Annotated in this window: 13 protein-coding genes; 8 read left to right on the forward strand and 5 right to left on the reverse strand. The window is 71.5% G+C overall.

Features of this window, described 5'->3' with window-relative positions; genetic code table 11:
- Nucleotides 1–18: 18 nt before the first annotated feature.
- From ACPU2J_RS25825 to ACPU2J_RS25835, 3 genes are read right to left on the reverse strand one after another with little or no spacing between them, the layout of a single operon-like run.
- Nucleotides 19–1,701 (reverse strand): phytoene desaturase family protein, encoded by a 1,683-nt coding sequence (locus tag ACPU2J_RS25825; protein ID WP_399820519.1) that lies wholly within the window; start codon nucleotides 1,699–1,701, stop codon nucleotides 19–21.
- Between the two features lie 27 nt (nucleotides 1,702–1,728).
- Nucleotides 1,729–2,805, reverse strand: coding sequence for a beta-ketoacyl synthase N-terminal-like domain-containing protein (locus ACPU2J_RS25830; RefSeq protein WP_423834090.1), 1,077 nt, complete (start codon nucleotides 2,803–2,805; stop codon nucleotides 1,729–1,731).
- Nucleotides 2,802–4,004: a beta-ketoacyl-[acyl-carrier-protein] synthase family protein gene (locus tag ACPU2J_RS25835; RefSeq protein WP_423834091.1), complete on the reverse strand. Its 1,203-nt coding sequence runs from the start codon at nucleotides 4,002–4,004 to the stop codon at nucleotides 2,802–2,804. The genes ACPU2J_RS25830 and ACPU2J_RS25835 overlap by 4 nt, the downstream gene beginning before the upstream one ends.
- A gap of 227 nt (nucleotides 4,005–4,231) precedes the next feature.
- Between ACPU2J_RS25835 and ACPU2J_RS25840 the strand changes: the two genes are divergently transcribed.
- The 5 genes from ACPU2J_RS25840 (at nucleotide 4,232) to ACPU2J_RS25860 (ending at nucleotide 15,319) form a co-directional block, all read left to right on the forward strand.
- Complete coding sequence (locus ACPU2J_RS25840) at nucleotides 4,232–4,435, forward strand: MbtH family protein (RefSeq protein WP_399820513.1); 204 nt, start codon at nucleotides 4,232–4,234, stop codon at nucleotides 4,433–4,435.
- A 43-nt stretch (nucleotides 4,436–4,478) separates the two neighbouring features.
- On the forward strand, nucleotides 4,479–11,990 hold the full coding sequence (locus tag ACPU2J_RS25845) for an amino acid adenylation domain-containing protein (protein WP_423834092.1): 7,512 nt from the start codon (nucleotides 4,479–4,481) through the stop codon (nucleotides 11,988–11,990).
- Between the two features lie 11 nt (nucleotides 11,991–12,001).
- Entirely contained in the window at nucleotides 12,002–13,492 is a 1,491-nt protein-coding gene (locus ACPU2J_RS25850) for an FAD-dependent oxidoreductase (protein ID WP_423834093.1), read from the forward strand.
- Complete coding sequence (locus tag ACPU2J_RS25855; RefSeq protein ID WP_423834094.1) at nucleotides 13,489–14,244, forward strand: thioesterase II family protein; 756 nt, start codon at nucleotides 13,489–13,491, stop codon at nucleotides 14,242–14,244. Before ACPU2J_RS25850 ends, ACPU2J_RS25855 begins: the two co-directional genes overlap by 4 nt.
- Nucleotides 14,245–14,704: 460 nt before the next feature.
- On the forward strand, nucleotides 14,705–15,319 hold the full coding sequence (locus ACPU2J_RS25860) for a lantibiotic dehydratase (RefSeq protein WP_423834095.1): 615 nt from the start codon (nucleotides 14,705–14,707) through the stop codon (nucleotides 15,317–15,319).
- 111 nt (nucleotides 15,320–15,430) lie between these two features.
- Here the strand turns inward: ACPU2J_RS25860 and ACPU2J_RS25865 are convergent, their stop codons facing one another.
- Nucleotides 15,431–15,775, reverse strand: coding sequence for a hypothetical protein (locus tag ACPU2J_RS25865; protein WP_423834096.1), 345 nt, complete (start codon nucleotides 15,773–15,775; stop codon nucleotides 15,431–15,433).
- Nucleotides 15,776–15,928: 153 nt separating this feature from the next.
- A complete protein-coding gene (locus tag ACPU2J_RS25870; protein ID WP_423834097.1) occupies nucleotides 15,929–18,058 on the reverse strand; it encodes a UvrD-helicase domain-containing protein in 2,130 nt (709 codons plus the stop codon).
- A 102-nt stretch (nucleotides 18,059–18,160) separates the two neighbouring features.
- Here ACPU2J_RS25870 and ACPU2J_RS25875 point away from each other — a divergent pair, with 102 nt between their 5' ends.
- The 3 genes from ACPU2J_RS25875 (at nucleotide 18,161) to ACPU2J_RS25885 (ending at nucleotide 22,539) form a co-directional block, all read left to right on the forward strand.
- Nucleotides 18,161–20,746, forward strand: a complete 2,586-nt coding sequence (locus ACPU2J_RS25875; RefSeq protein ID WP_423834098.1) for a GmrSD restriction endonuclease domain-containing protein — start codon at nucleotides 18,161–18,163, stop codon at nucleotides 20,744–20,746.
- A 144-nt stretch (nucleotides 20,747–20,890) separates the two neighbouring features.
- Nucleotides 20,891–21,391, forward strand: coding sequence for a DUF4365 domain-containing protein (locus ACPU2J_RS25880; RefSeq protein WP_319818847.1), 501 nt, complete (start codon nucleotides 20,891–20,893; stop codon nucleotides 21,389–21,391).
- The gene (locus ACPU2J_RS25885) at nucleotides 21,388–22,539 is read left to right on the forward strand and encodes a hypothetical protein (RefSeq protein ID WP_423834099.1); all 1,152 of its coding nucleotides are present in this window, start codon (nucleotides 21,388–21,390) and stop codon (nucleotides 22,537–22,539) included. The genes ACPU2J_RS25880 and ACPU2J_RS25885 overlap by 4 nt, the downstream gene beginning before the upstream one ends.
- Nucleotides 22,540–22,638 lie beyond the last annotated feature (99 nt).

Here is a 22,638-nt window from a genome sequence, read left to right on the forward strand (position 1 = left end):
CCTTCCCGGGCCCCGTCGTCAGTCCACCCTGGCCAGTCCGCGCGCGTTGCGCCTCGCCGCCCCCCGGGAGACGGCGAGCGGGTCCCAGCCCGCAGCGCGCGCGGGCAGCCGTCCCGGTGGGGCGAACACCGTGCCGGCATGTGCCTCGGTCAGCAGGGGCCGCCCGAGGATCCGGGCGGCGCAGGCGATCCCGCTGACCATCACGCCCGTGATCCCGCTGCCGTATCGGGTGCTCTGTCCGACGACGTGCAGGCCCTCGACGCCGGTGGCGGTGTCCGGCCGGGCGCCGCCGGCGCCCCAGGTCGCCAGGCCGAACGGAGATCCCCCCGTGGAGAGCGTGTAGCGCTCCTGGGTCAGCGGTGTGGCCAGCTCGAGATGGGTGATGTGATCCCGGAAGGGCCCCAGCACCCGCTCACCTGCCCGTAGCACGGCGTCGGTGAAGCGTCTCTTCTCCGCCAGATAGGCCGGCTCGCGGCGGTACCGGCCGCCCTCGGCCGGTCCCCGGTCGACACCCCAGTGGCGGTAGCCGGGCGGGCACATCGTCATCAGCTGGAAGTTCGCGTGTCCGGGCGGGCACAGGTGCCGGGCGCCGGGCTCCTTGAGCGAGGCGAACGAGATGAAGAGGAAACGGACGTCGTCCGGCTGCTCGCCCGCGTGCAGCCCGCGGTAGAGGTCGCCGATGTCCTCGTGGTCGTACCACCAGATGTTGGCCTCGGCCTGCCGTGCCGGCGGCCGGTCGAGGGCGACATAGACGGTCGCGAAGGGCAGCCCCATCGTCGCCTCCCGGGTCGCACGCACGATCCGCGGGCTGAAGTGCTCCGCGCCCACCAGGTCCAGCACCGTGCGCCGGTAGTCCGCGCCGGAAACCACCAGCGGCGCGGTGAGCGACGTCCCGTCGGCCAGGTGCACTCCGGTGGCCGTGCGCTCCGTCACGTCGATCGAGGTGACCCGGCTGCGGGTGCGCAGCTCGCCGCCGTGCGCCTCCAGGACCTCGACCAGCGTCGCCGCCAGTGTCTGACCGCCGCCGACCGGGACGTAGGCGCCCCGGATGTAGTGGTCGGTCACCGTGGCATGGGTGGCCACCGTCGCGACGTCCGGGCCCATGCCGTAGTTCGGCGACTGGGCGGCGAGCACCGTGCGGGCCTGCGTGGACAGCCGGCAGTGGTCGAACAGCTCGGACAGCGGCCGCCGGCCCCAGGCCCGTACGTGCCGGGTGCCAGCGGCCATCTCCGGAAGCGGGGCGTCGGTGAGCAGCGCCCAGCGCTGTTCACCGCCGACGGCCCGGCAGATGCCGGTGAACGTGCGCAGGCCCTCCGCGTCCTCGGGCAGTGCCTCTTCCAAGCGGGCCAGGTACGCGTCCCAGTCGGCGGGCACGTCGAGGGTGAGCCCGGGGACCAGGACCTGGTCGAAGCAGTCCCGGTCAAGTTCACGGAACTTCATCCGGTCGCCGGCCCCGAGCCCCGACAGGATGGCCGGGATGACGCCGTCGGGGCCGCAGTCGCCCAGGTAGTGCACGCCGACGTCGAACTCGTAGGCACGGCGGCGGCGGAAGACGTGACTGTTGCCGCCCGCCCAGTCGTGCTGTTCGAGCACGAGCACCCGCCGCCCCCCGACGGCGAGATAGGCGGCGCAGGTCAGGCTGCCGAGCCCGCCCCCCACGACGATGGCGTCCCACTGCTCTTCGGTGCTGGTACTGGTCAAGGAGTCCTCGCCGTGGTCGTGTCGTGGTCAGCGTGCGGGGTGCGGCCGCAGCAGGGCGCAGCCGAGGGTGCCGTCGTGGTCGACCGCGGTCACCAGCGCCAGTCGGCCGGCGAGCAGCGGATCCTCCTCGGCCCTGACGAGCACGGCGAGCACCTGGAAGGCGGCGGCTGCGGCCGCCTGGTCGCCGATCAGGCCGGCGCAGTCGACCTCCGCGGGCAACCGGGCACCGAAGAGCTCCGAGAGCGAAGCCTGTTCCGGGCCGTCGAGCGCGCCCGGCGCGACGAGTGCGACGTCCGCGGGCCGTGCACCGGCCCGTTCCAGCGCCCGGCGCACACAGCGGAGCAGGGTCGCCGGGATCTCCCCGACGTCCTCGTGCACGCCGAATTCCAGCGCGACGACCTCGGCAAGGCCGTGACGCTCGGCCGCAGCGGAGCCGGCCGGCTCCAGGCGAAGGATCGCCGCCCCCTCGCCGAGGACGGTTCCGTCCGGGGCGCCGCCCCGGCCGTGGTGGTGCAGCCGTGCCCGCGCGTCGGAGTACTCCTCGGCGCCGCCGCAGAACAGGGTGCCCGCCCGGCCGCCGGCCTGCAGCCGGCGCGCGTAGTTCAGGGCGAGGAGGCCCGCCGCCCGGCCGCCGGCGATCGTCGCGTTCGGCCCTTTCAACCCGTGCCAGATCGCGCACTGGCCTGCCGCGCAGTTCATCACCGTGTTGGGGAATCGGGCCGGGTCGACGTAGAACGGCCGGTCGCCGTCGAGCGAGCTGCGGGTGAAGTCCATCGTGGACTGCACACTGCCGGTGGTACCGAGGACCAGGCCGGGGGCCGGGCCCCCGGCCGGGGTGCCGACAGCGTCCGGCGGATCCACCAGTTCGCCGACGCCGGCCACCGCGAGCGCGGTGACCCGGTCCATCGAGCGGGTGCCCTTCTTGCCGAGCACGGTGCGGGCGTCGAAGCCCGGAACCCGTCGGCCGCAGGTGTCCGGCGCGGGACCGGAGGACGGGGCGGCGGCCGGAGCCCCGCCCCGCAGACCGTCCCGGAAGGCGTCCGCGCCGAACCCGAACGGCGAGATCGCCGACCATGCCGTGATGACGGGTCGCGTGCCTGTCATGCTGCTCCTTCGTCGTAGCGGCCGAAGACGACCACCGCGTTGTTGCCCCCGAAGGCGAGACCGTTGTTCTGCACGATCCGCAGGTCCGCCGTCACCGACTCGTTGGGCACGCAGTCGAGACCGCACTCGGGGTCGGTCGTGGTGTGGTTGACGGTCGGCGGGATGAAGCCGTGTTCCAGGGCCAGCGTGCATCCGATCGCGGCCAGCGCGCTGGCCGCGCCCATGGCGTGCCCGAGCATCGACTTCATCGACACCGTGCGGGGCGGCCGTCCGCCGAAGACCGTGCGGATCGCGCCGGCCTCGGTGCTGTCGTTGGCCTTCGTGCCGGTGCCGTGCGCCGAGATCAGATCCACGTCGTCCGGTGCGATGCCCGCGTCGGCGAGCGCCAGTCGCATGCAGTCGGCGACGCTCTCCTCCAGGGGCGCGACCTGGTGGTACGCGTCGCAGTTGAGCCCGTATCCGAGTACCTCGGCGTGGATCCGGGCGCCCCGGGCGAGCGCCGACTCCAGACTCTCCAGCACCAGGATCCCCGACCCCTCGCCGGTGAGGATGCCCTTGCGGTCGAGGTCGAAGGGGCGGCAGCGGTCGGGGGCGATGGTGCCGAGCCGGTAGAACCCGGCGAAGGTCTTGAGGCAGACCGCGTCCGCTCCGCCGCAGAACGCCAGATCCGCGTCGCCCGCTCGGATGGCGTCGAGCCCGTAGCCGATCGCGTAGTTGCCGGCGGCACAGGCCGTCGGGACGGTCACGGCCTCGGCGTCGGCGAGCCCGAACTCGCGGGCGACGGAGGCGGCCAGCCGGGAGGTCGAGGCCCGGCGGGCGATCCGCGGGGCCATCGCACCCGGTTCCGCCACGTCCTGCGCCACCAGCCGGTCCAGGTCGCGGGTCTCACCGTCCGTGGTGCCGACCGCCACCAGGACGCGGCTCGCGGCCAACACCTCCGGGGTCAGACCGGCGTGGCCCGCGGCCATCCTGGCGGCGGCCACGGCGAACCGGGCCGCCCGGCCCAGCTCTCCGGGGTCGAGCCGCTCGATCCATCGCCCCGGCTCGAACCCGTATATCTCACAGCCGTTGGCATGCTCGAAACCGGTGGTGTCGAAAGCGGATATGGGCCGGACCTCGCTGCGGCCGGCGCGCAGCCCCGCAAGGAATTCGGCGACCGAGGTGCCGATGCTGGAAACTGCGCCGAGACCGGTGATCACTACCCGCCGCCGGCCGGGTTCTGTCGTTTTCCCAGCGAGCAATGTGCTGACCCCAATTCAGAGGAGAAGGGCAATTCGAATCCGTCCGGAAGACTACTTGCCGGGCTTCCGTCGGGTACACAACCGCCGGTGTCTCGTTCCGTCCCGTACCGTCCCCCCACTTGTCGGGACGGCGTCGCGCGGGCAATTCTGCAGTCCGAGCGCGCCGATGCGATAGGGGTAGTCCCATGACCAATCCGTTCGACGACAACGAGTCGACCTTCTCCGTTCTGGTGAACGACGAGGGACAGTATTCGCTCTGGCCCGAATTCGCCGATGTTCCGGAGGGCTGGCACGCGGAGCTCTCCGGGAGCAGCCGCGAGGCCTGCCTGGCCCACATCGAGGAGAACTGGACGGACATGCGGCCGAAGAGCCTGCGCGAAGCCTCCTGACATCCGCAGCCCTGCACCACCGGCCACTACCCCGGGAATGAACATGAGCAACGTCGGCGGTGACCTGCTGCCGCTTTCCGCCGCGCAGCGCGGAATCTGGTACGGACATCAACTCGATCCCAGCGGCCGGCGGTACGCCATCGCGGAGTACTTCGACATCCGCGGCCCGGTCGACCCCGAGGCATTCGGGGCCGCCTGGCGCCGGGTCGTCGACGAGACCGAGGCGCTGCGCCTCAGGTTCACCGAAGAGGCCGACGGACCGCGACAGTTCGTCGCCGATTCCGTGGACGCCACCGTGGACGTCGTCGACGTCTCCCTGCTGCCGGATCCCGCGGGCTCCGCCCTCGGGCGGATGCGCGCCGATCTGGACCGGCCGGTCGAACTGTCCCAGGGACCGCTGCACACCATCCTGCTGTTCAAGGTGTCCGCGGACCGCTGGCAGTGGTACTTCCGGTTCCACCACGCCGCCCTGGACGGTCACAGCGGGGCGACGGTGGTCCGCCGCGTCGCAGAGGTGTACTCGGCGCTCGTCGCCGGTGAACCCGTCCGTTCCGCGGAGTCGCTGCCCCTGCGCGGTCTGCTCGACGAGGAGGCCGGCTACCGTGCCTCCGACTCCTTCACCGCCGACCGCGAGTACTGGCGTGCCCGGCTGGAAGGCCTGCCGGACCCGGTGACCCTGGCCAAGGGACCGGCCGGCCCGGCCGAAGAGCCGGCGCGCTGCTCGACGCAGCTCGGCGCGGACCTCCAGCGGCGGCTGACCGACTCCACCGGGCGAGCGTTGCCCACCCTCCTGCTCACCGCCGTGGCCGCCTACCTCCACCGGATCACCGGAGCGCAGGACCTCGTGCTCGGACTGCCGGTGACGGCACGGCCGGGCCCCGGTTCCGGCGCGGCGGGGATGGTGTCCAACCTGCTGCCGCTGCGCCTGACCGTGACCAGTGGGACCAGCTGCGCCGACCTCGCCCGGCACGTGCTCTCCCGCGCCCGTGATGCGCTGCGCCACCAGCGGTACCGCTACGAGGACATGCGCCGCGACCAGCGGCTGTCCCTGGAGGACGGGACACTGGTCGGCCCGGTCGTCAACTACCTGCCGTTCAGCTACGACCACGGCTTCGGCGGTCACCCGATGACCTCCCACAATCTCGCGGGCGGGCTGGTCGAGGACCTGTCCGTCACGGTCTACGACCGCGGTGAAGGGCAGGGGCTGCGCGTCGACCTCGACGCGAGTGCTCTGTACACGCGGGAGGACCTCCTGACGCACCAGCGCGGCCTGTTGCGGGTGCTGCGGGCGATGGCGGACGACCCGGCGGTGGAGGTCGGCCGGATCGAGCTGCTCGACGAGGCGGAGCGCCGACGGGTGCTGCACGAGTGGAACGACACGGCCCGGGAGCACCCGGCGGCCACCTGGCCCGCGCTCTTCGAGGCACAGGCCGCCAGGACCCCCGACGCGACCGCCGTCGTCTTCGAGGACACCGAGGTGAGTTACGGCCGGCTGAACGCCCGCGCCAACCGCCTCGCCCGCTCGCTGGTCGCCTCCGGCATCGGCCCGGAGAGCGTGGTGGCGCTGGCGCTTCCGCGCTCCATCGAGCTGGTCACCGCCATGCTCGCGGTGTCCAAAGCGGGAGGCGCGTACCTCCCGCTCGATCCGGAGCACCCGGCGGAGCGCATCGCGTTCATGTGTGCGGATGCCACGCCCGCCTGCGTCGTCGTCGGCGCGGAGAGCCCGGAGGGCCTGCCGGACGGCCTTCCCCGGCTCACGATCGACGGTTGGTCCGGCACCCGCACGGACTCCGCCCCGGCCGCAGACCTGACCGACGGCGACCGGCTCGCCCCGCTGCTGCCGGACCACCCGGCCTACGTCATCTACACCTCCGGCTCCACCGGCCGGCCGAAGGGCGTCGTCGTCACCCACGCCGGTGCGGCCTCGCTCGCCTTCGGGCAGATCGCCCGGCTGGGCGTGGACGAGCGCAGCCGGGTGCTCCAGTTCGCGTCCCCGAGCTTCGACGCGGCGTTCTCCGAAGTGTCGATGGCGCTCCTGTCCGGAGCGGCCCTGGTGCTCGCACGTGCCGAACAGCTCGCCCCGGGCCGTACCCTGACCGAGCTGGCCGCAAAGCACGCGCTGACCCATGTGACCCTGCCACCCGCTGTCCTCGCCACGATGCGGCCCGACGAGCTGCCCGCGGACCTGACCCTCAACCTGGCCGGCGAGGCCTGTCCGGCCGAGGTCGTCGACACCTGGTCGCCGGGCCGCCGCGTGCTCAATGCGTACGGGCCGACCGAGGCGACGGTCTGCGCGACCATGTCGGACCCCCTGTCCGGCGGCGGGACGCCCCCGATCGGCCGTCCGATCGACAACATGCGGGTCCTCGTCCTGGACGGCGCGCTGCGCCCGGTGCCGGCGGGCGTCACCGGCGAGCTGTACCTGGCGGGTCCGGGACTGGCACGGGGCTACCGGGGACGTCCGGCGCTGACCGCCCAGCGGTTCCTCGCCTGCCCGGCCGAAGCCGCAGGCCTACCGGGCGAGCGGATGTACCGGACGGGCGACCTCGTCCGGTGGCGTACCGACGGGCAGCTCGAATTCCTCGGACGTGCCGACGACCAGGTCAAGATCCGCGGGTTCCGCATCGAGCCGGGCGAGATCGAATCCGTGCTGGCCGACGACGACTCCGTCCGCGAGGTCGCCGTCGTCGCCCGTGAGGACGTCCCCGGCGGGCAGCGACTGATCGCTTACGTCGTGCCGCACGAGGGGCGGACCGTCGACCCGGCGGCTGCGCGGAGGTCGGCCGGCGAGGTCCTGCCCCGGCACATGGTTCCCGCCGCGGTCGTCGTCCTCGACCGGCTCCCGCTGACCTCCAACGGAAAACTGGACCGCCGTGCGCTGCCTGCCGTCACGTTCACCGGCAGCGCCACGAGCCGTGCCCCGCGCAACCCGCGGGAGGAGATCCTCTGCGGCCTGTTCGCGGATGTCACCGGTGCGGCCAAGGTGCACATCGACGATCACTTCTTCGACCTCGGGGGGCACTCGCTCCTCGCGACGAAGCTGGTTTCCAGGATCAGGCCGGCCTTCGGTGTGGAACTCACCGTCCGCGACGTCTTCGGCGCACCCACGGTGGCGGAGCTCGCGCGGCGGCTGGACGAGGTCGGCGGCTCGCTGCGGCCCGCCGTGACCCGCGCACAGCGCCCCGACCGGCTGCCGCTGTCCTTCGCGCAGCGCCGCCTGTGGTTCCTCGGCCAGATGGAGGGCCCCAGCGCGACCTACAACATGCCGGTCGTGCTGCGGCTGACCGGCCGGCTCGACCGCGTGGCCCTGGCCGCGGCGCTCGGGGACCTGACCGACCGGCACGAGGCACTGCGGACGGTGTTCGGGGAGGTCGACGGGGTTCCGTTCCAGCGCGTGCTCGACGTCCGGCCCCCGCTCGCGTGCACCGGCACCGACGGGCAGGCGCTGGACGCCGAGGTCGCCGCTTTCTGTGGCCGGGAGTTCGACCTGGCCACCGATCCGCCGCTGCGTGCACACCTCTTCGCCCTGTCCCCGAACGAGCACGTGCTCGCCCTCGTGATCCACCACATCGCCGGCGACGGCTGGTCGATGGCCCCGCTGGCGGACGACCTGGCGGCCGCCTACCGGGCCCGGACCGCCGGGCTCGTGGACGGCGCCCCCGAACTGCCCGTCCAGTACGCGGACTACACGCTGTGGCAGCAGCGGCTGCTGGGCACCGAGGACGACCCGGACAGCCTGATCAACGAGCAGATCCGGTACTGGGCGAAGGCACTGGACGGAGCGCCGCAGGAGCTGCCGCTGCCGGTGGACCGGCAGCGGCCCGCGGTAGCCAGCTACCGTGGCTCGACCGCCCGGTTCGACATCGGCGCCGGCCTCCACACCCGCCTCACCGAACTGGCCCGGCAGAGCGACGCGAGCCTGTTCATGGTGGTCCAGGCCGGCCTGTCCGCACTGCTCAGCCGCCTTGGTGCGGGTACGGACGTCTCCATCGGCACGGCAATCGCCGGCCGGACCGACGAGAGCCTGGACCCGCTCGTCGGATTCTTCGTCAACACCCTGGTGTTGCGCACCGACCTCCGCGATGACCCGTCGCTGCGCGAACTCATCGCGCGGGTACGGGAGACCGACCTCAGCGCCTATGCCCACCAGGACCTTCCGTTCGAGCGCCTGGTGGAGATCCTCAACCCGAGCCGGTCGACGTCGCGGCACCCCCTGTTCCAGGTGATGCTGGCGTTCCAGAACCTCGCCGCCGTCGAGTTCCGGCTGCCCGGACTGGAGGTGGAGGCCAGGCAGCTCTACACCGACACGGCGAAGTTCGACCTGGCGTTCAGCGTGTTCGAGCAGTTCGACGAGCACGGCGCCCCGAACGGGCTGACCGGTGTGGTCGAGTACGCGGTCGAACTGTTCGACCCGGCCACCGTCGAGCGGATGCTGGACCGGCTCGTCCAGGTCTTCGAAGTGATGACGGCCGCCCCAGAGACACGTCTCGGCGACGTCGACGTCCTCGACCCCGCCGAACGGCACCTGGTGCTGCGCCAGTGGAACGACACCGACCGGGACGTCGCCCCGACGGTTTTCCCGGAGCTCTTCCAGACCCAGGTGGAAGCGACACCCGACGCATTCGCGATCCGCTGCGAGGGGACCGCGCTCACCTACCGGGAGCTGAACGAGAACGCCAATCGGCTGGCCCGGCATCTGGTGGCCTGCGGGGTGGGGCCGGACGACCACGTCGCGCTCGCGCTGCCCCGCTCGATCGAGCTGACCACGGCCATGCTGGCGGTGCTGAAGGCCGGTGCCGCCTATCTGCCCGTGGATCCGGACTACCCCGCGGACCGCATCGCGTTCATGCTCGGCGACGCCGCGCCGCGGTGCGTGCTGACCGCGTCGGACAGCACGGTCGCACTGCCCGCCGGGCTCGCCCGGATCGTCCTCGACGACGCGACCCGTTCTGCCGTCTCCCTGCTCAGGGGTGAGGACCTGGTGGACGGCGACCGCGTGGCGCCCCTGCGCCCCGGCCATGCCGCCTATGTCATCTACACCTCCGGCTCCACCGGCGTCCCGAAGGGGGTGGTCGTCTCCCACGCGGGCATCGCGAGCCGCATGGGCAGCGAGATCGAGCGCCTGGAGGTCACGCCGGACAGCGTCGTGCTGCAGTTCGCGTCGCCCAGCTTCGACGGTGCCTTCTCCGACATGTGCATGGCGCTGCTGGCGGGTGCGACGCTGATCGTCGCGCCCAGGGAGAAGACGCTGCCGGGACCGGCGCTGAGCGCGCTGATGCACGAGCAGGGCGTCACCCATGTGACGCTGCCGCCGCCGGTGCTCGCGGCCCTTGCGGACGACGGCCTGCCCGCGTCGATGATGCTGATCACGGCCGGCGACGCCTGCCCGGCCGACCTCGTCACCCGCTGGGCGCCCGGCCGCCGGATGGTCAACGCCTATGGACCGACCGAGGCCACGGTCTGCGCCACCATCAGTGACCGGCTTGTCCCCGACGGCAGCCTGCCGCCCATCGGACGGCCGCTGGACAACACCCGGCTCTACGTCCTCGACGACCGGCTGCGGCCCACACCGCCGGGGGTGGCGGGCGAGCTCTACATCGCGGGCGAAGCCCTGGCGCGCGGCTATCTGCGGCGCCCGGGACTGACCGCCGGCCGGTTCGTTGCCTGTCCGTTCGGCGCTCCCGGGGAGCGGATGTACCGGACCGGGGACGTGGTCCGATGGCGCGTCGACGGCCAGCTCGAATTCGTCGGCCGGTCCGACGACCAGGTGAAGGTCCGCGGCTTCCGGATCGAACTCGGCGAGGTGGAGGCGGCGATGACCGCCCACCCGGGCGTGGCGCAGGCCGTCGTCGTGCCCCTGGAGGACCAGCCGGGCGGCAGGCGCCTCGTCGGTTACGTCGTCCCCAGCGGGAACGACCTCGCCGTGGCGAAGGACCGGGACGATCGGCAGGTGCAGGAGTGGCAGGTCACCTACGACTCGCTCCACGCGGGCGGGGAAGCGGCAGCGTTCGGTGAGGACTTCTCCGGCTGGAACAGCAGCTACGACGGCCGGCCGATCCCCGTCGGGGAGATGCGCGCCTGGCGCGACGCGACCGTCGACCGGATCCGCGCGCTGCGGCCGAAGCGCGTGCTGGAGATCGGCATGGGCACCGGACTGCTCCTCGCGAAGATCGCACCGGAATGCGAAAGCTACTGGGGCACCGACATCTCGCCCCGGATCGTCGAGGGAGTCCGCGGTCAGGTGGCCCTGGACCCGCTGCTGTCCGACCGCGTCGAGGTACGGCTCCAGCCGGCCCACGACCTCGACGGGCTGCCCCGGGGCCGCTTCGACACGGTGGTGCTGAACTCCGTCGTGCAGTACTTCCCGAACGCGGGCTATCTGGAGCGGGTGCTGCAGGGACTGCTCGGGCTGCTGGCGCCGGGCGGCCGGGTGTTCGTCGGCGACGTGCGCAACATCCACCTGCTGGAGGCGCTGCGCACGGCGGTCGAGCTGGGCCGCCCGGCCGGCGCGGAGGACGGCCGGGAGGTGCGTGCGGCAGTCGACCGGTCCGTGTCCCTGGAGAAGGAACTGCTGATCGATCCGGCCTTCTTCACCGGCCTGGACGCCGCGGCAGACCTCCGCGTCAAGCGATCGGACTTCCGCAACGAGCTGACCGCGCACCGGTACGACGTCGTCCTCCACAAGCAGCCGTACGAACGCATCGACACCGACGGCGCTCGCGAACTGGTCTGGGGTACAGACGTCACCGACCTGGACGTGCTCGCGGACCGGCTGGCCGAGGCCCGTTCCGCGCCCGTCCGGCTGTGCGGCGTCCCCGACGCGCGGGTCGGGCACGAGGTCGCAGCCGTCCGCGTCCTTGCCGAAGGTGGCACGCCGGAGGAGGCCCGGGACAGACTTGCGGAACGCGACGACTTCCTCCCGGGGCCCGGGGACTTCGCCGAGCGTGCCGAACGGCTCGGCTACCGCGCTTTGGTGCTGCCTCCCGGCGAGGACGGAACGCTCGACGTCCTGTTCGTGGAGCGGGGCGTGACGGGGGTGCCCACGACCGGGTACCGGCCGCGGGGCTCCGGACCCCGGGCGCTGACCAACGACCCCTCCCGCTCAGCGGATGCCGTCTCCCTGGGAGCGCTGGTCAAGGCCCACTTGCAGGACGTGTTGCCCGACCACATGGTCCCCTCGGCCCTGGTCGTGCTGGAGGAGCTGCCGCTGACGCCGAACGGCAAGGTGGACCGGCGTGCCCTGCCCGCACCGGGCCGGGTCGGTTCCGGGACCGGAAGGGAGCCGCGGAACGAGCGCGAGGAAGTGCTGTGCCGGCTGTTTGCGGAGCTGCTCGGCGTGCCTAAGGTCGGCATCGACGACGACTTCTTCGAGCTCGGCGGACACTCCTTGCTGGCGACCCGGCTGGTGTCCCGGATCCGGTCGGCGCTGGGCGTCGAGATCGCCATCCCGGATCTGTTCAACGCGACCACGGTCGAGAAGCTCTCGGGCCGGCTGGCCGTGGCGCGCAAGCGCCGGCGGCCGGTGCTGCGACCGCGCCCGCGCCCCACACGTTAAGGAGAATGTCCATGTCATCTGAAGAGTTCGATGTCGTCGTGGTCGGCGGCGGCCCGAGCGGTTCGACCGTCGCGTCCTTCGTCGCCAAGCAGGGACACCGGGTGCTGCTGCTCGAGAAGGAGTCCTTCCCCCGGTACCAGATCGGTGAGTCCCTGCTGCCGGCGACCGTGCACGGCATCTGCGGGCTCCTGGGCGTCGCCGAGGAGATCGAGCAGGCGGGTTTCACCCGCAAACTCGGCGGCACCTTCCGCTGGGGCAGCAGCCCCGAACCGTGGTCCTTCGCCTTCGCCATCTCCCCGCGGATGGCCGGTCCGACCTCGCATGCGTATCAGGTCGAGCGGATGAAGTTCGACGACATCCTGCTCAAGCACTCCCGCAAACTCGGTGTGGACGTACGTGAGAACTGCGCCGTGACCGAGGTGCTCGAGGACGACGGGCGGGTCACCGGGGTGACCTACACCGACGCGACCGGCGCCCGGCACACGGCCGGCGCGCGGTACGTCGTCGATGCCTCCGGGAACAAGAGCCGCTTCCACCGCCGGGCCGGCGGCGAGCGCAACTACTCGGACTTCTTCCGCAACATCGCGGTCTTCGGCTATTTCGAAGGCGGCAAGAGGATGCCCGCCCCGAAGCAGGGCAACATCTTCTGCGCCGCCTTCGACGAGGGCTGGTTCTGGTACATCCCGCTGAGCGACACCCTCACCAGTGTGGGGGCGGTGGTGAACCGCAAGTTCGCGGAGTCGGTGCAGGGCGACCCCGCCGAGGCGCTCTCGGCCCTCATCGCGAAATGCCCCCGGATCGACGACCTGCTGGCCGACGCCGAACGCGTCACGGAGGGCGTCTACGGCCAGGTGCGCGTCCGGAAGGACTACTCGTACAGCAACAGCAGCTACTGGCGGCCGGGAATGGTGCTCGTCGGGGACGCCGCGTGCTTCATCGACCCCGTCTTCTCCTCGGGGGTGCACCTCGCGACCTACAGCGCCCTGCTGGCTGCGAGGTCCATCAACTCCGTCCTGGCGGGCGAACTCGGCGAGGAGGAGAGCTTCGCCGAGTTCGAGGCCCGCTACCGCCACGAGTACGGCCTGTTCTACGAATTCCTGGTGTCCTTCTACGACATGAACAGCGACCACGAGTCGTACTTCTGGCAGGCGAAGAAGGTCAACAGCTTCGCGGACTCGGAGCTCGAGGCCTTCGTCGAGCTGGTCGGCGGTGTGGCGTCCCATGACGGTGCCTTCGTCGACGCCGAGTCCGTACGGGCGAGGTTCAGGCACACCGCCGGGGAACTCGAGCGTTCGGTGTCCCGGGTCGACCGGACCGGTGGGGACGACTCCACTCCGATGTACCAGTCGGAGATCATGGGCAGCGTCATGGAGCAGGGCACCCAGATCCAGGTCCAGGCCGCACTCGGCGGCTACCTCGATCCGGCGGAGGCCCTTTTCGCCGGCGGGCTGGTGCCCTCGGCGGACGGCCTGCGCTGGGTGGCGTCGGCAGCCGAACAGTGAACCCCAAGTCGTGGCTGCGCAGCTTCCACGCCGCGCCCGACCCGGCGAGCCGCCCCGTCCAGCTGGTCTGCTTTCCGCATGCGGGCGGCTCCGCGAGCTACTTCGTCCCTCTCTCCGCCCGGCTCAGCGGCGTCGCGGAGGTCCTGGCGGTGCAGTACCCGGGCCGCCAGGACCGCTGGTACGAACCTGCGATCGATGACCTCGGAGAACTCGCGGAGCATGTCGTCAGGGCGCTCGCGCCCGCTCGGAACGGCGGCCCGCTGGCCCTGTTCGGGCACAGCATGGGCGCCCTGGTGGCGTACGAGGCGGCCCGGCAGGTGGCGCCGACGCGGCTGTACGTGTCCGGGTGCCCGGCGCCGTCGCAGGGGGTCGGGGCCACGAAGGCGGTCAGGGACGACGCCGCCCTGCTCGCGGACGTGCGCCGGCTGGGCGGCACCGACACCGCGCTCCTCTCCGATCCGGCCATGCTGGAGGTGATCCTTCCGGCTCTCCGGGCCGACTACCACGCCGTCCGGAGCTACGAGTGGCGTGCGGGGTCCGAGCCCTCCTGTCCGGTGCGGGTCCTCACCGGCAACCGCGACGCCGGAACCCCGCCGCACGTGATGCGGGACTGGGAAAAGCACACCACGGGCGAGTGCCGTTTCCACGAGTACGAGGGAGGCCACTTCTACCTGTCCGAGCACACTCGGCGCGTAGCCGACCTTCTTGCCGGGGACCTTCCCGTCGCGGACCTCGCCCGACCGGTGAACTGACCCTGGCGTCGGAGAGCGACGCGAGAAGCACGCACGCCGCCGCATCCGACGGCCCGGAACGGAGATCAGCCGATCGCCGTGATCCGGCCGGGGACCCCCTCCTGACGGTTGCTCCGGTGAAGCTCTCCGATGTCAGCGGTCAGGGCGCGGCTCGGATGTCGGAACCCAGACGGCGCCATCCGAAGAACTCGCAGGCGTGACACGTCAGTTCCTCGTCGGACATGCCCGGACACTCCGTCGCCGGTTCCCCCAGCGCCAGACGGCGTTCGGCCGCAGCGACGTGCAGCACCTTCCGTACGGTCCGGCCGACGTCGGGCCTGCGCGCCCGGAGCCCGGTCCGGTGCGGTGCGGTACATCCAGGAACGGCCCGTCCGAAGCGGCCTGCCCCGACCGGACGAGAGCGGTCCTTCGGCTTCGATCAGGCCCGTCAGCAGGCGGCGCAGGGCCGGCTGGGCCCGCCGTGTCCTGGGCGAGCACCGACGCGCCGTTCTCCGCGTACTCCAGGTACCGCTTCAAGTGGCGGACGCTCTCGTTCGGGCTGTCGGGCATGCCGCCACCACGGAAAGGGCCGACGATGCGCCGGCTCCACCTCGTCCTCAACCCGACGGTCGCCCGCGCGGGCGACCGCGTCGTCCTGCCGCAGGCCGACAAGTACGGCCGCCACGACGAGCGGACCGTCCGCGTCCGGGCCACCCCCGCCGTCGACCCCGTCATGCGGACGGCCGCCGTGCCGGTCCTGTACGAGCGGCTCACCGCCGAACTCGCCAGCGCCTTCCCCGACGGGCCCGCCGAGGCCGTCGAGGGCCTGGTCCGGCAGCGCTGGGACCTCGGCTTCCTCATCGGCGACCTGCGGCCGCCGCAGACCGCGGGGCGCCCCGAGCACCACGTCCTGAAGAAGCTGACCGACGTCCCCGCCGCCGCGACCACCGCCGAACAGCTCCGTACCGTCGCCGACCTCGCCGACCGGGGCCACGACACCGCCTCGCTGCGCGCGCTCGCGGCGGCGCAGGACGAACTCGTACCCGGCCACATCGGGCGGAGCTACCAGGCCGACACCCTACTCGACCTGCGCTAGCCGGTCCTCGACGCCTCAATCGGACAGCCGCGGCCGACGCCGTCGGCGTCCTGATGCGGCTCAGCGCCGCTCAGGGCAGGCGCGACCATCTGACGCGCTACCGCGAGGCGTTCACCGAGCGGTACGGCGTCGGACCCGCGTCCCGGTCCTCAGCCTGCTCAGCCCCGACACCGGCCTGGACGCGCCGCCGACGTACACCCGGTTCGAACGCCGGGTCAGGAAGCCCTTTGCAGGGCGCAGGGCCTCGTCCGCGCCGTCCACGCTCATGGTGAGCCGGCCCTGTTCGCGCGTACCGATCGGCACATGGCTTTCCGGCGGGGTACCGGCGCTCCGCCGGATCTCGCAGCGCGGCAGCCCGTCACCGCTCACCGTCACCGTCCCGCCCTCGTGGTTGAGCGCGATGTGGACGATCCCGAAGAGCCGATCGGCGGCGGGCTTGTACGTGAACTCATCCATCGGCGCCCTCTCTTCTCCTCATCGCCCTGCTGATCGTCGCCCGCCAGTCTCCGCCGGGGTGGCGAGGACGGTTTTCCTTTCGGCCACGGAGTGGGACGGAGCACACCCGTCGATGCCGGGAGCCTGCGCTTCCTGTACGTCGGCCGCTGAGCGCTACCGTGCCAGGAACGGGCTGGGAGCGCCGTTCCAGGAAATCCGTAGCGCTTCCCTTGCACGGGTGCAGGCGACGAACAGGAGGCTCAGCTCACTGAGGCGGTCTTCCCGGTGTTGCTGGGCGTCCACTTCTACGGGGGTCAGGGCCGAGACCAGAGGAACGACGCTGTCGCTGACACCGGCGACGGCGACGAAGCGGAACTCCAGGCCTTTCATCCGGTGCATGGTCCCGATGCTGACACCGTCGCCGGACCCCTGCGTACCGCCGAGGAGCCGGACCGGGAGCTTTGCCTGTTCCAATGCGTGGGCGATCTCCTTGCCCAGTTGCAGGTACCGGACGGCCACCCCGATATCGCTCGGTTCCACACCGTCGGCCGTCCACCGGACGATCTGTGCAGTGAGATCCGCGATCTCTTCGGCCTTGCTGCTCGCCGCCAGGAGTTCGGGATGCGCACCGTTCAGTACTGATCGGTAGCCCGCCAGCGATTCGGTCCCGCCGTCCATGTCGTCCGGGCTCTCGCGGCCGAGCAGGGACATCGACCACTGCAGAATCTGGTGTGTGGTGCGGTAGTTGATGCGCAGCCGGTGGGATCTGCCGCTGACGTTCACGCCGAGGCTCCGCAGCGACACCTTGTTGCCGTAAATGCGCTGGTGTGTGTCGCCGGCGATGAACAGGTCGTCGGGCCCGGGCGCGACCGCTGCCCGCAGCAGGCGCCACTGCGCCGGATGGAGGTCCTGGGCCTCGTCGATCACCACATGGCGGAACGGGCGGTCGGTGCGCGGCTCCAGCAGTCGTGCGGCCTCGGCGCACACCTGGAGGAAGGTCCACTCCCCGGCCTGGCGCAATTCCCGTGTGAACGCCTCGACGGCGCGCCAGACCTGGGCGCGCCGCAGCGGACTCAGCGCGGTGCCCCGGCCGCTGCGCGATGCCTTGAGATACGCCTCGGGCGAGCGCAGGTCCTGGGCCAGGACGACCTGTCGCCACTCCTGGTCGAGGAAGGCGTCGCTGTAGTCGAGCCCGAGTCGGCGGGCGAGGGCGTTCCAGCGGGAGTTGATCTCCTTCTGGCTGGTCAGAATGGTCAGCGGGCCGCCCCGGTCCTCGCGTACGAGCTGATTCGCGAGGGCGTCGACATTCACGACGCGGATCTTCGCGCGCAGCGCCTCGTCCGGGATGAGCAGTTCGAGTCCGTGGCGCAGATCGGCGGCGAGATTCCTGGTGAAGGTCGTGAGCAGCACCGATTCGTCGGGCGCGTCGTCCGGCAACTGCCGCGCCAGGTGCAGGGCGCGGTGCAGGGCGACCACGGTCTTGCCCGTGCCGGGCCCCCCGGTCACCCGGGCAGGCCCGTTGTAGGAAGGGTGGTACGCGATGCGGCGCTGGCTGGGGTGCAGGAAGATGCGCCACGCGTCGAACGGTCGGGACAGGACGTCCAGCAGCTCTTCGGGCCCGGAGAGCAGTGCGATGCGCCCCTGCGAGCGGGCCATGGCGGCGGCGAGTTCGTCCTCGGCGGGCGCATGCGGCGCTTCGGCGGCGGCGCGCTCGGCGTGCACGGCGACGGCCTCGCGCCAGACGTCCTCCGGGGTCAGCCCCGCTGCCAGACCGGCGAGAACGTCGTACTGCTGCTCGGGAAGGATCTTGCGGAGCGCGTCGAGATGAGCCTCGGCGCTGAGGTTGCGCACGAGCGGGAGCAGATCGGGGTCGATGCCGAGGCGCGTCAGTTCCTTGTCCGCGACGTCGGTGAAGAGCCGGTTCTCCACTGCGGTCGGCGCATGGTGCACGTCGGCGGAGGCCCGCTCCAGGGCGATGTCGTCGCGCAGTTCGATGCCCTGGGTGGCGGAGTTCACCGTCGCCCGGTGGCTCAGGGCCCAGGCGATGGCGTCGTCGTGGGCCATGACCTTCAGCAGGAGGAAGCTGTCTCCGGAGTCCGGGGCGAGAACGACGCCGCGCATGAACTTGCTGACGCGGATGGTGCGGATCCGGGAGTCCCGGGGGTTCTCCAGTTTTTCCAGGTGGAGCCCGGCGTGCCGGTGCTCGCGGAACTTGTCGAAGACCTCGTGGACCCGCTTCTGGACGGGCTTCTCCAGCTTGGCGAATTCCAGGAGGAAGTCCTTGTGGATTCCCAGTGTCGCCATGTGTGCCCCCGGGCCGTGCGCGATCCGACGTTTCGACTGATCACCGTACGGTATGGGGCGACAATGGCGGCTCGGCGCCGAGGATTTGGGGAGAGGACGCGCGTGCACGCTCAGGAGACCACGTTCAGCAAGCTGGTGCAGGGGGAGCAGCAGTTCCAGGTACCGCTCTACCAGCGAACCTACAGCTGGCAGCGTGACGAGCTGCGGCAGCTGTGGGACGACGTGCAGGAGCTGGTCGAGGACCGGCAGGAGGGGCGGCCCGGTTCGGGTCACTTCCTCGGCTCGGTCGTGCTGGCGCCCGAGCGGGTCGCCGCGGGCGGGATGCAGCGCTGGCTCGTCGTCGACGGCCAGCAGCGGATGACCACCCTGATGCTCGCGTTCACGGCGCTGCGGGACCACCACCGGGACCGGGGCTCGGTGAAGAAGGCCGCCCGGATCAACGACCTCATCCTGGTCAACACGTACCAGGACGGGCACGACCGCTACCGGCTGCTGCCGACGCAGGCGGACCGCGAGGCCTACACGGCCTGCGTGGACAGCCTCCCGAAGGCCGGCGGCGCCGGCAACGTGGGCGCCGCCTACCGCTTCTTCGTCGCCGCCCTGGCCGACGGGGCCGAGAGCGGTGGTGAGGCCTGGGTGGACGCGGTCGAGTCCGTGCTGGGTGAGTGTCTCTCGATCGTCGCGATCACCGCCGCCGAGGGCGACAACGTCTACCGCATCTTCGAATCCATCAACAACACCGGTGTCGGGCTCAGCCAGAGCGACCTGCTGCGCAACTACCTCTTCATGTGCCTGCCGAGCAGGGGCGAGGACGTCTACCGCAAGCGGTGGCTCCCCATGCAGGAGCTGCTCGGCCCCGCCCATCTGGAGCTGCTGGTCTGGCTGGACCTCGTCGTCGGAGGGAACAGCCGGGCCCGGCAGAGCGAGATCTACCGGGACCAGAAGAAGCGTCTGGAGCCGCTGAGCGGGGACGAGGCCGCGCTGGAGGCCGAGATCGCCCGGTTCTCCCTGCGCGCCGACCGCCTGATGCGGATCGTGGAGCCCGAGAGGGAATCCGACCCCGGGCTGCGGACGGTGCTGGAGCGCCTGTCGCGGTGGGGCGGCCAGACCCACTACCCGCTTGCCCTGCACCTCCTCGACCTCGTGGACGAGGACAGGACCACGGCCTCGGAGGCGGCGGAGGCACTCGGGTTCGCGGAGAGCTACATGGTGCGGCGCCTGTTCGCGGGCCTGTCCACGACGGGCAGCAACCGGGTGTTCATGGAACTCCCCAAGGAGCTGGACAAGGAAGGCTCCCCGGCCGAGGCAGTACGCCGGTTCCTTTCACGCCCCCGCACGGGCGCGCGCGTATGGCCCGGCGACGAAGCGGTCCGTGAAGCCGTCCGCACCCGCCCCTTCTACAAGACCGGCCGCAGCAACCAGCGCTTCCAGATTCTGCGCCGGCTGGAGGAGAGCTACGGGTCGAGCGAGCCCGTCGACTACGACAAGGCACCGCTGACCGTCGAACACGTCCTGCCCCAGAGCCCGGCCCAGCAGTGGTTCGACCTGCTGGCCGAGGAAGCCGCGGACGGCGAGAGCCCCCAGGAGATCCACAACCTGCTCGTCCACACCCTGGGAAACCTCACTCTCTCGGGTGAGAACGCACGCCTCTCCAATCACCCCTTCCACCGGAAGCAGGAACTGCTCGACTCCAGCGCGCTGCGGATGAACCAGCAGATCGCCGCACAGGAACGCTGGGGCCGCCGCGAGATCCTCGCCAGGGCCGACGAACTGGCCGACCGTGCCGTGGGGCTGTGGCCCGGGCCGCTGGAGGAGGCCGTGCAGGCGGACGACGAGTGGCAGGGCTGGCGGGAGTTGAGGGAGATCCTGCTCGCCGTGCCGGCCGGGACCTGGACGTCGTACGGTGAGCTCGCCGCCCTCATCGGCACCAGCGCCATCGCGGTCGGCAACCACATGGCGGCCAGGACCGGACTGCACTGCGCCTACCGCGTGCTGACCGCCGACGGCCGGATCGCGGGCGGGTTCCGGTGGACCGACGACCGGCACTCCGGGGACCCGAAGGACGTCCTGGAAGCCGAGGGCGTGCCCTTCGACGAGAACGGCCGCGCCTCGAAGGCCCACCGGCTGAGCAGCGCCGACCTGGCGGTCCTGGTGGGCAGGGAGCTGCCGGAGGAGACCCCGGCCGGGCCGGCCGCACCGCAGACCGGCGCCGACGAGGCCGGGACCCGCTTCGAGACCCTGCTGCGAGCCAACCAGACACCGGAGGTCGTCGACGGCGTCCTGGCGGCACTCCGCTTCTGGGAGGAGCAGGGCGGCCACCATGTCTACGGGAAGGCGAACGAGACCAGCTGCTTCCCGACCGTGGACGCAGGCGGGCCGGGTGCTCCGCGGGCTCTGTGGCCGATCGGCATCTACCCGGTGACGGGGACGGCGGAGGTCGTCTTCCAGTACCTCAAGCGGCGCCCGCCGTTCGACGACGAGCCGTTGCGTCGCGCCCTGATGGAGCGGTTCAACGCCATCGACGGCGTCGACCTCGCGGAGGCGAAGCTCGATCTGCGCCCCTCCTTCCCGCTGGAGGTCTTCGCCGCGCATGCCGAGGAGATCCGGTCCGTACTGGAGTGGTTCATCCACGAGGTCGCCCTGGCGGAAGCACGCCGCCCGATCGACGACGGCCCGGCGGTGTTCTGACCCGGTGGCGGCCGGAGTGCCCCACCTGGCCGGAATCCGCCCTTAACGGAAGATCACTGCTCGGGTAGCCTGCCCGGGCAGTGATCGGTGTCACTCCGGACGTGGGTGCGTGGCGGGTGGCCTGCGACCGGAGCACGGGGGCGCATGGAGCACAACAACCACCAGGGCTGGTACGGAGAGACCTTCGTGGCCGCGATCGCCGCGGCGGCCGGATTCCAGGTGGCTGTGCCGTATCCGGACATCGGCAAGGACCTGATCCTGGGCCGGGACCACGAGGAGCCCGAGCTCGATGTCCAGATCGCCCTCCAGGTGAAGACGCACCGGGTGGAGAGCATCCTGGACGGGGTGACCGGGTTCAAGATCACACTGTCGGTGTCGCAGTTCAAGAGGCTTCGCGGCAAGCGGCAGGTGCCCGTCTACCTGGTCGTCGTGCTCGTGCCGAAGGACCCGGCGGACTACATCCGCACGGACGAGGACGCCCTCGTGCTGCGCCGCTGCGCGTACTGGGTCTCGCTCGAACACCACGTCCCCGCACCAGCCGGCCGGGAGAGCGTCACTGTCACTGTTCCGCGCGACAATCTGCTCACGGTCGACGCTCTGCACGAGTTCTTCGCCCGGGCGTGTGAGGAGGTGCCCGCACCATGACCACGATCGGCGTACCCGAGGACGAGCTGGAGCGGCTGCGACCGCATGACGTCGCGCACTACCTCCGCAGCAGGGGCTGGCAGGAAGCCGGCCAGGTCCGCTACAGCCGCCGCTGGGAGAGGGACTGGGCCGGCCGGGCGCGGCGACTGCTGCTCCCCCTGGACACCGACCTGGCGGACTTCGCGGACCGCATGGCGGATCTGGTCGGGGCACTGGCCGAGCTGGAGGCCCGACCGCCGGCCGCCGTTCTCCAGGACCTGCGGGCGACCGGTCTCGATGTGCAGTACATCCGGACCATGCCGAGCACGCCCTCCGGCACGATCCCCGTGCAAGCGGGAGTGCTCGCCGTGACCAGCGCCCGGGACCTGCTGATGGCGGCGGCCTGTCACACGATCGAGCCGAGGCTCGTGCAGCCGCGCCGGAAGCCGCGTGCGGCGCGCGACTTCGTGGACAGCACCCGCTTCGGACCCACTGCGCCGGGCAGCTACGTCCTGAGCGTGCAGGTGCCACTGCCGGAGCGGAACGTACAGCCGCCGCTCTTCGGCGACGACCCGGAACCCTTCGCGCGGAGCGTCTCGCGCAGGATGTACGAGGCCGTGGCGGCGGCCCACAAGGCAGCCGAGGAGGCGACGGAAGCCGACGACTCGGCTCCCTTCGCGGATGCCGTGGCGGACGGAGTCTCCGCGGACCTCTGCGAGGCGCTCGCGGGCATCGGTGGGCACGACGACCGGGGCGCGGGCACCGCACACGCCTTCTCGATCGACTTCGCCTGGTCGCCGAGGTGGCCCGTGCCGCCCATGGAATCCCTGGCACCCTTCCCTCCCCGCCTGGTCCACGTCCTTCGCGAAGGGGCCCAGGACCTGCGCCGGCAGGAGCCGGAGCCCGGCGTGACGGTCATCGGCCGCTCGACCAAGCTCAAGCGTGCCGCGGAGTACGGCCCCGGCGAGGTGACCGTGGAGGCGGTCGTGCTCGGGGCGGCGGGCCGGATCGGCCCGAAGCGCCAGATCCACGTGACGCTGGACGAGGGCGAGTACACCCGCGCCACCGACGCCCATGCGCAGGGCAGGACGCTCAAGATCGAAGGCGATCTCGCACGCCGGGGCACCTACTACGAGCTGACCCGCATCACCGCCTTCGACGTGCTGTGACGGCCCGGCCGCAGCCGGTCCACCGAAGTTCCACGAGCGTCGCCGGGCGGCCTTTCGTACGTGTTTGAATGACTGTGATTGACGTGAAAATCGCCCTCA

Origin of the sequence: Streptomyces manipurensis (genome assembly GCF_049570255.1) — a bacterium.
In the GTDB taxonomy this organism is placed as follows: Bacteria; Actinomycetota; Actinomycetes; order Streptomycetales; family Streptomycetaceae; genus Streptomyces; species Streptomyces manipurensis.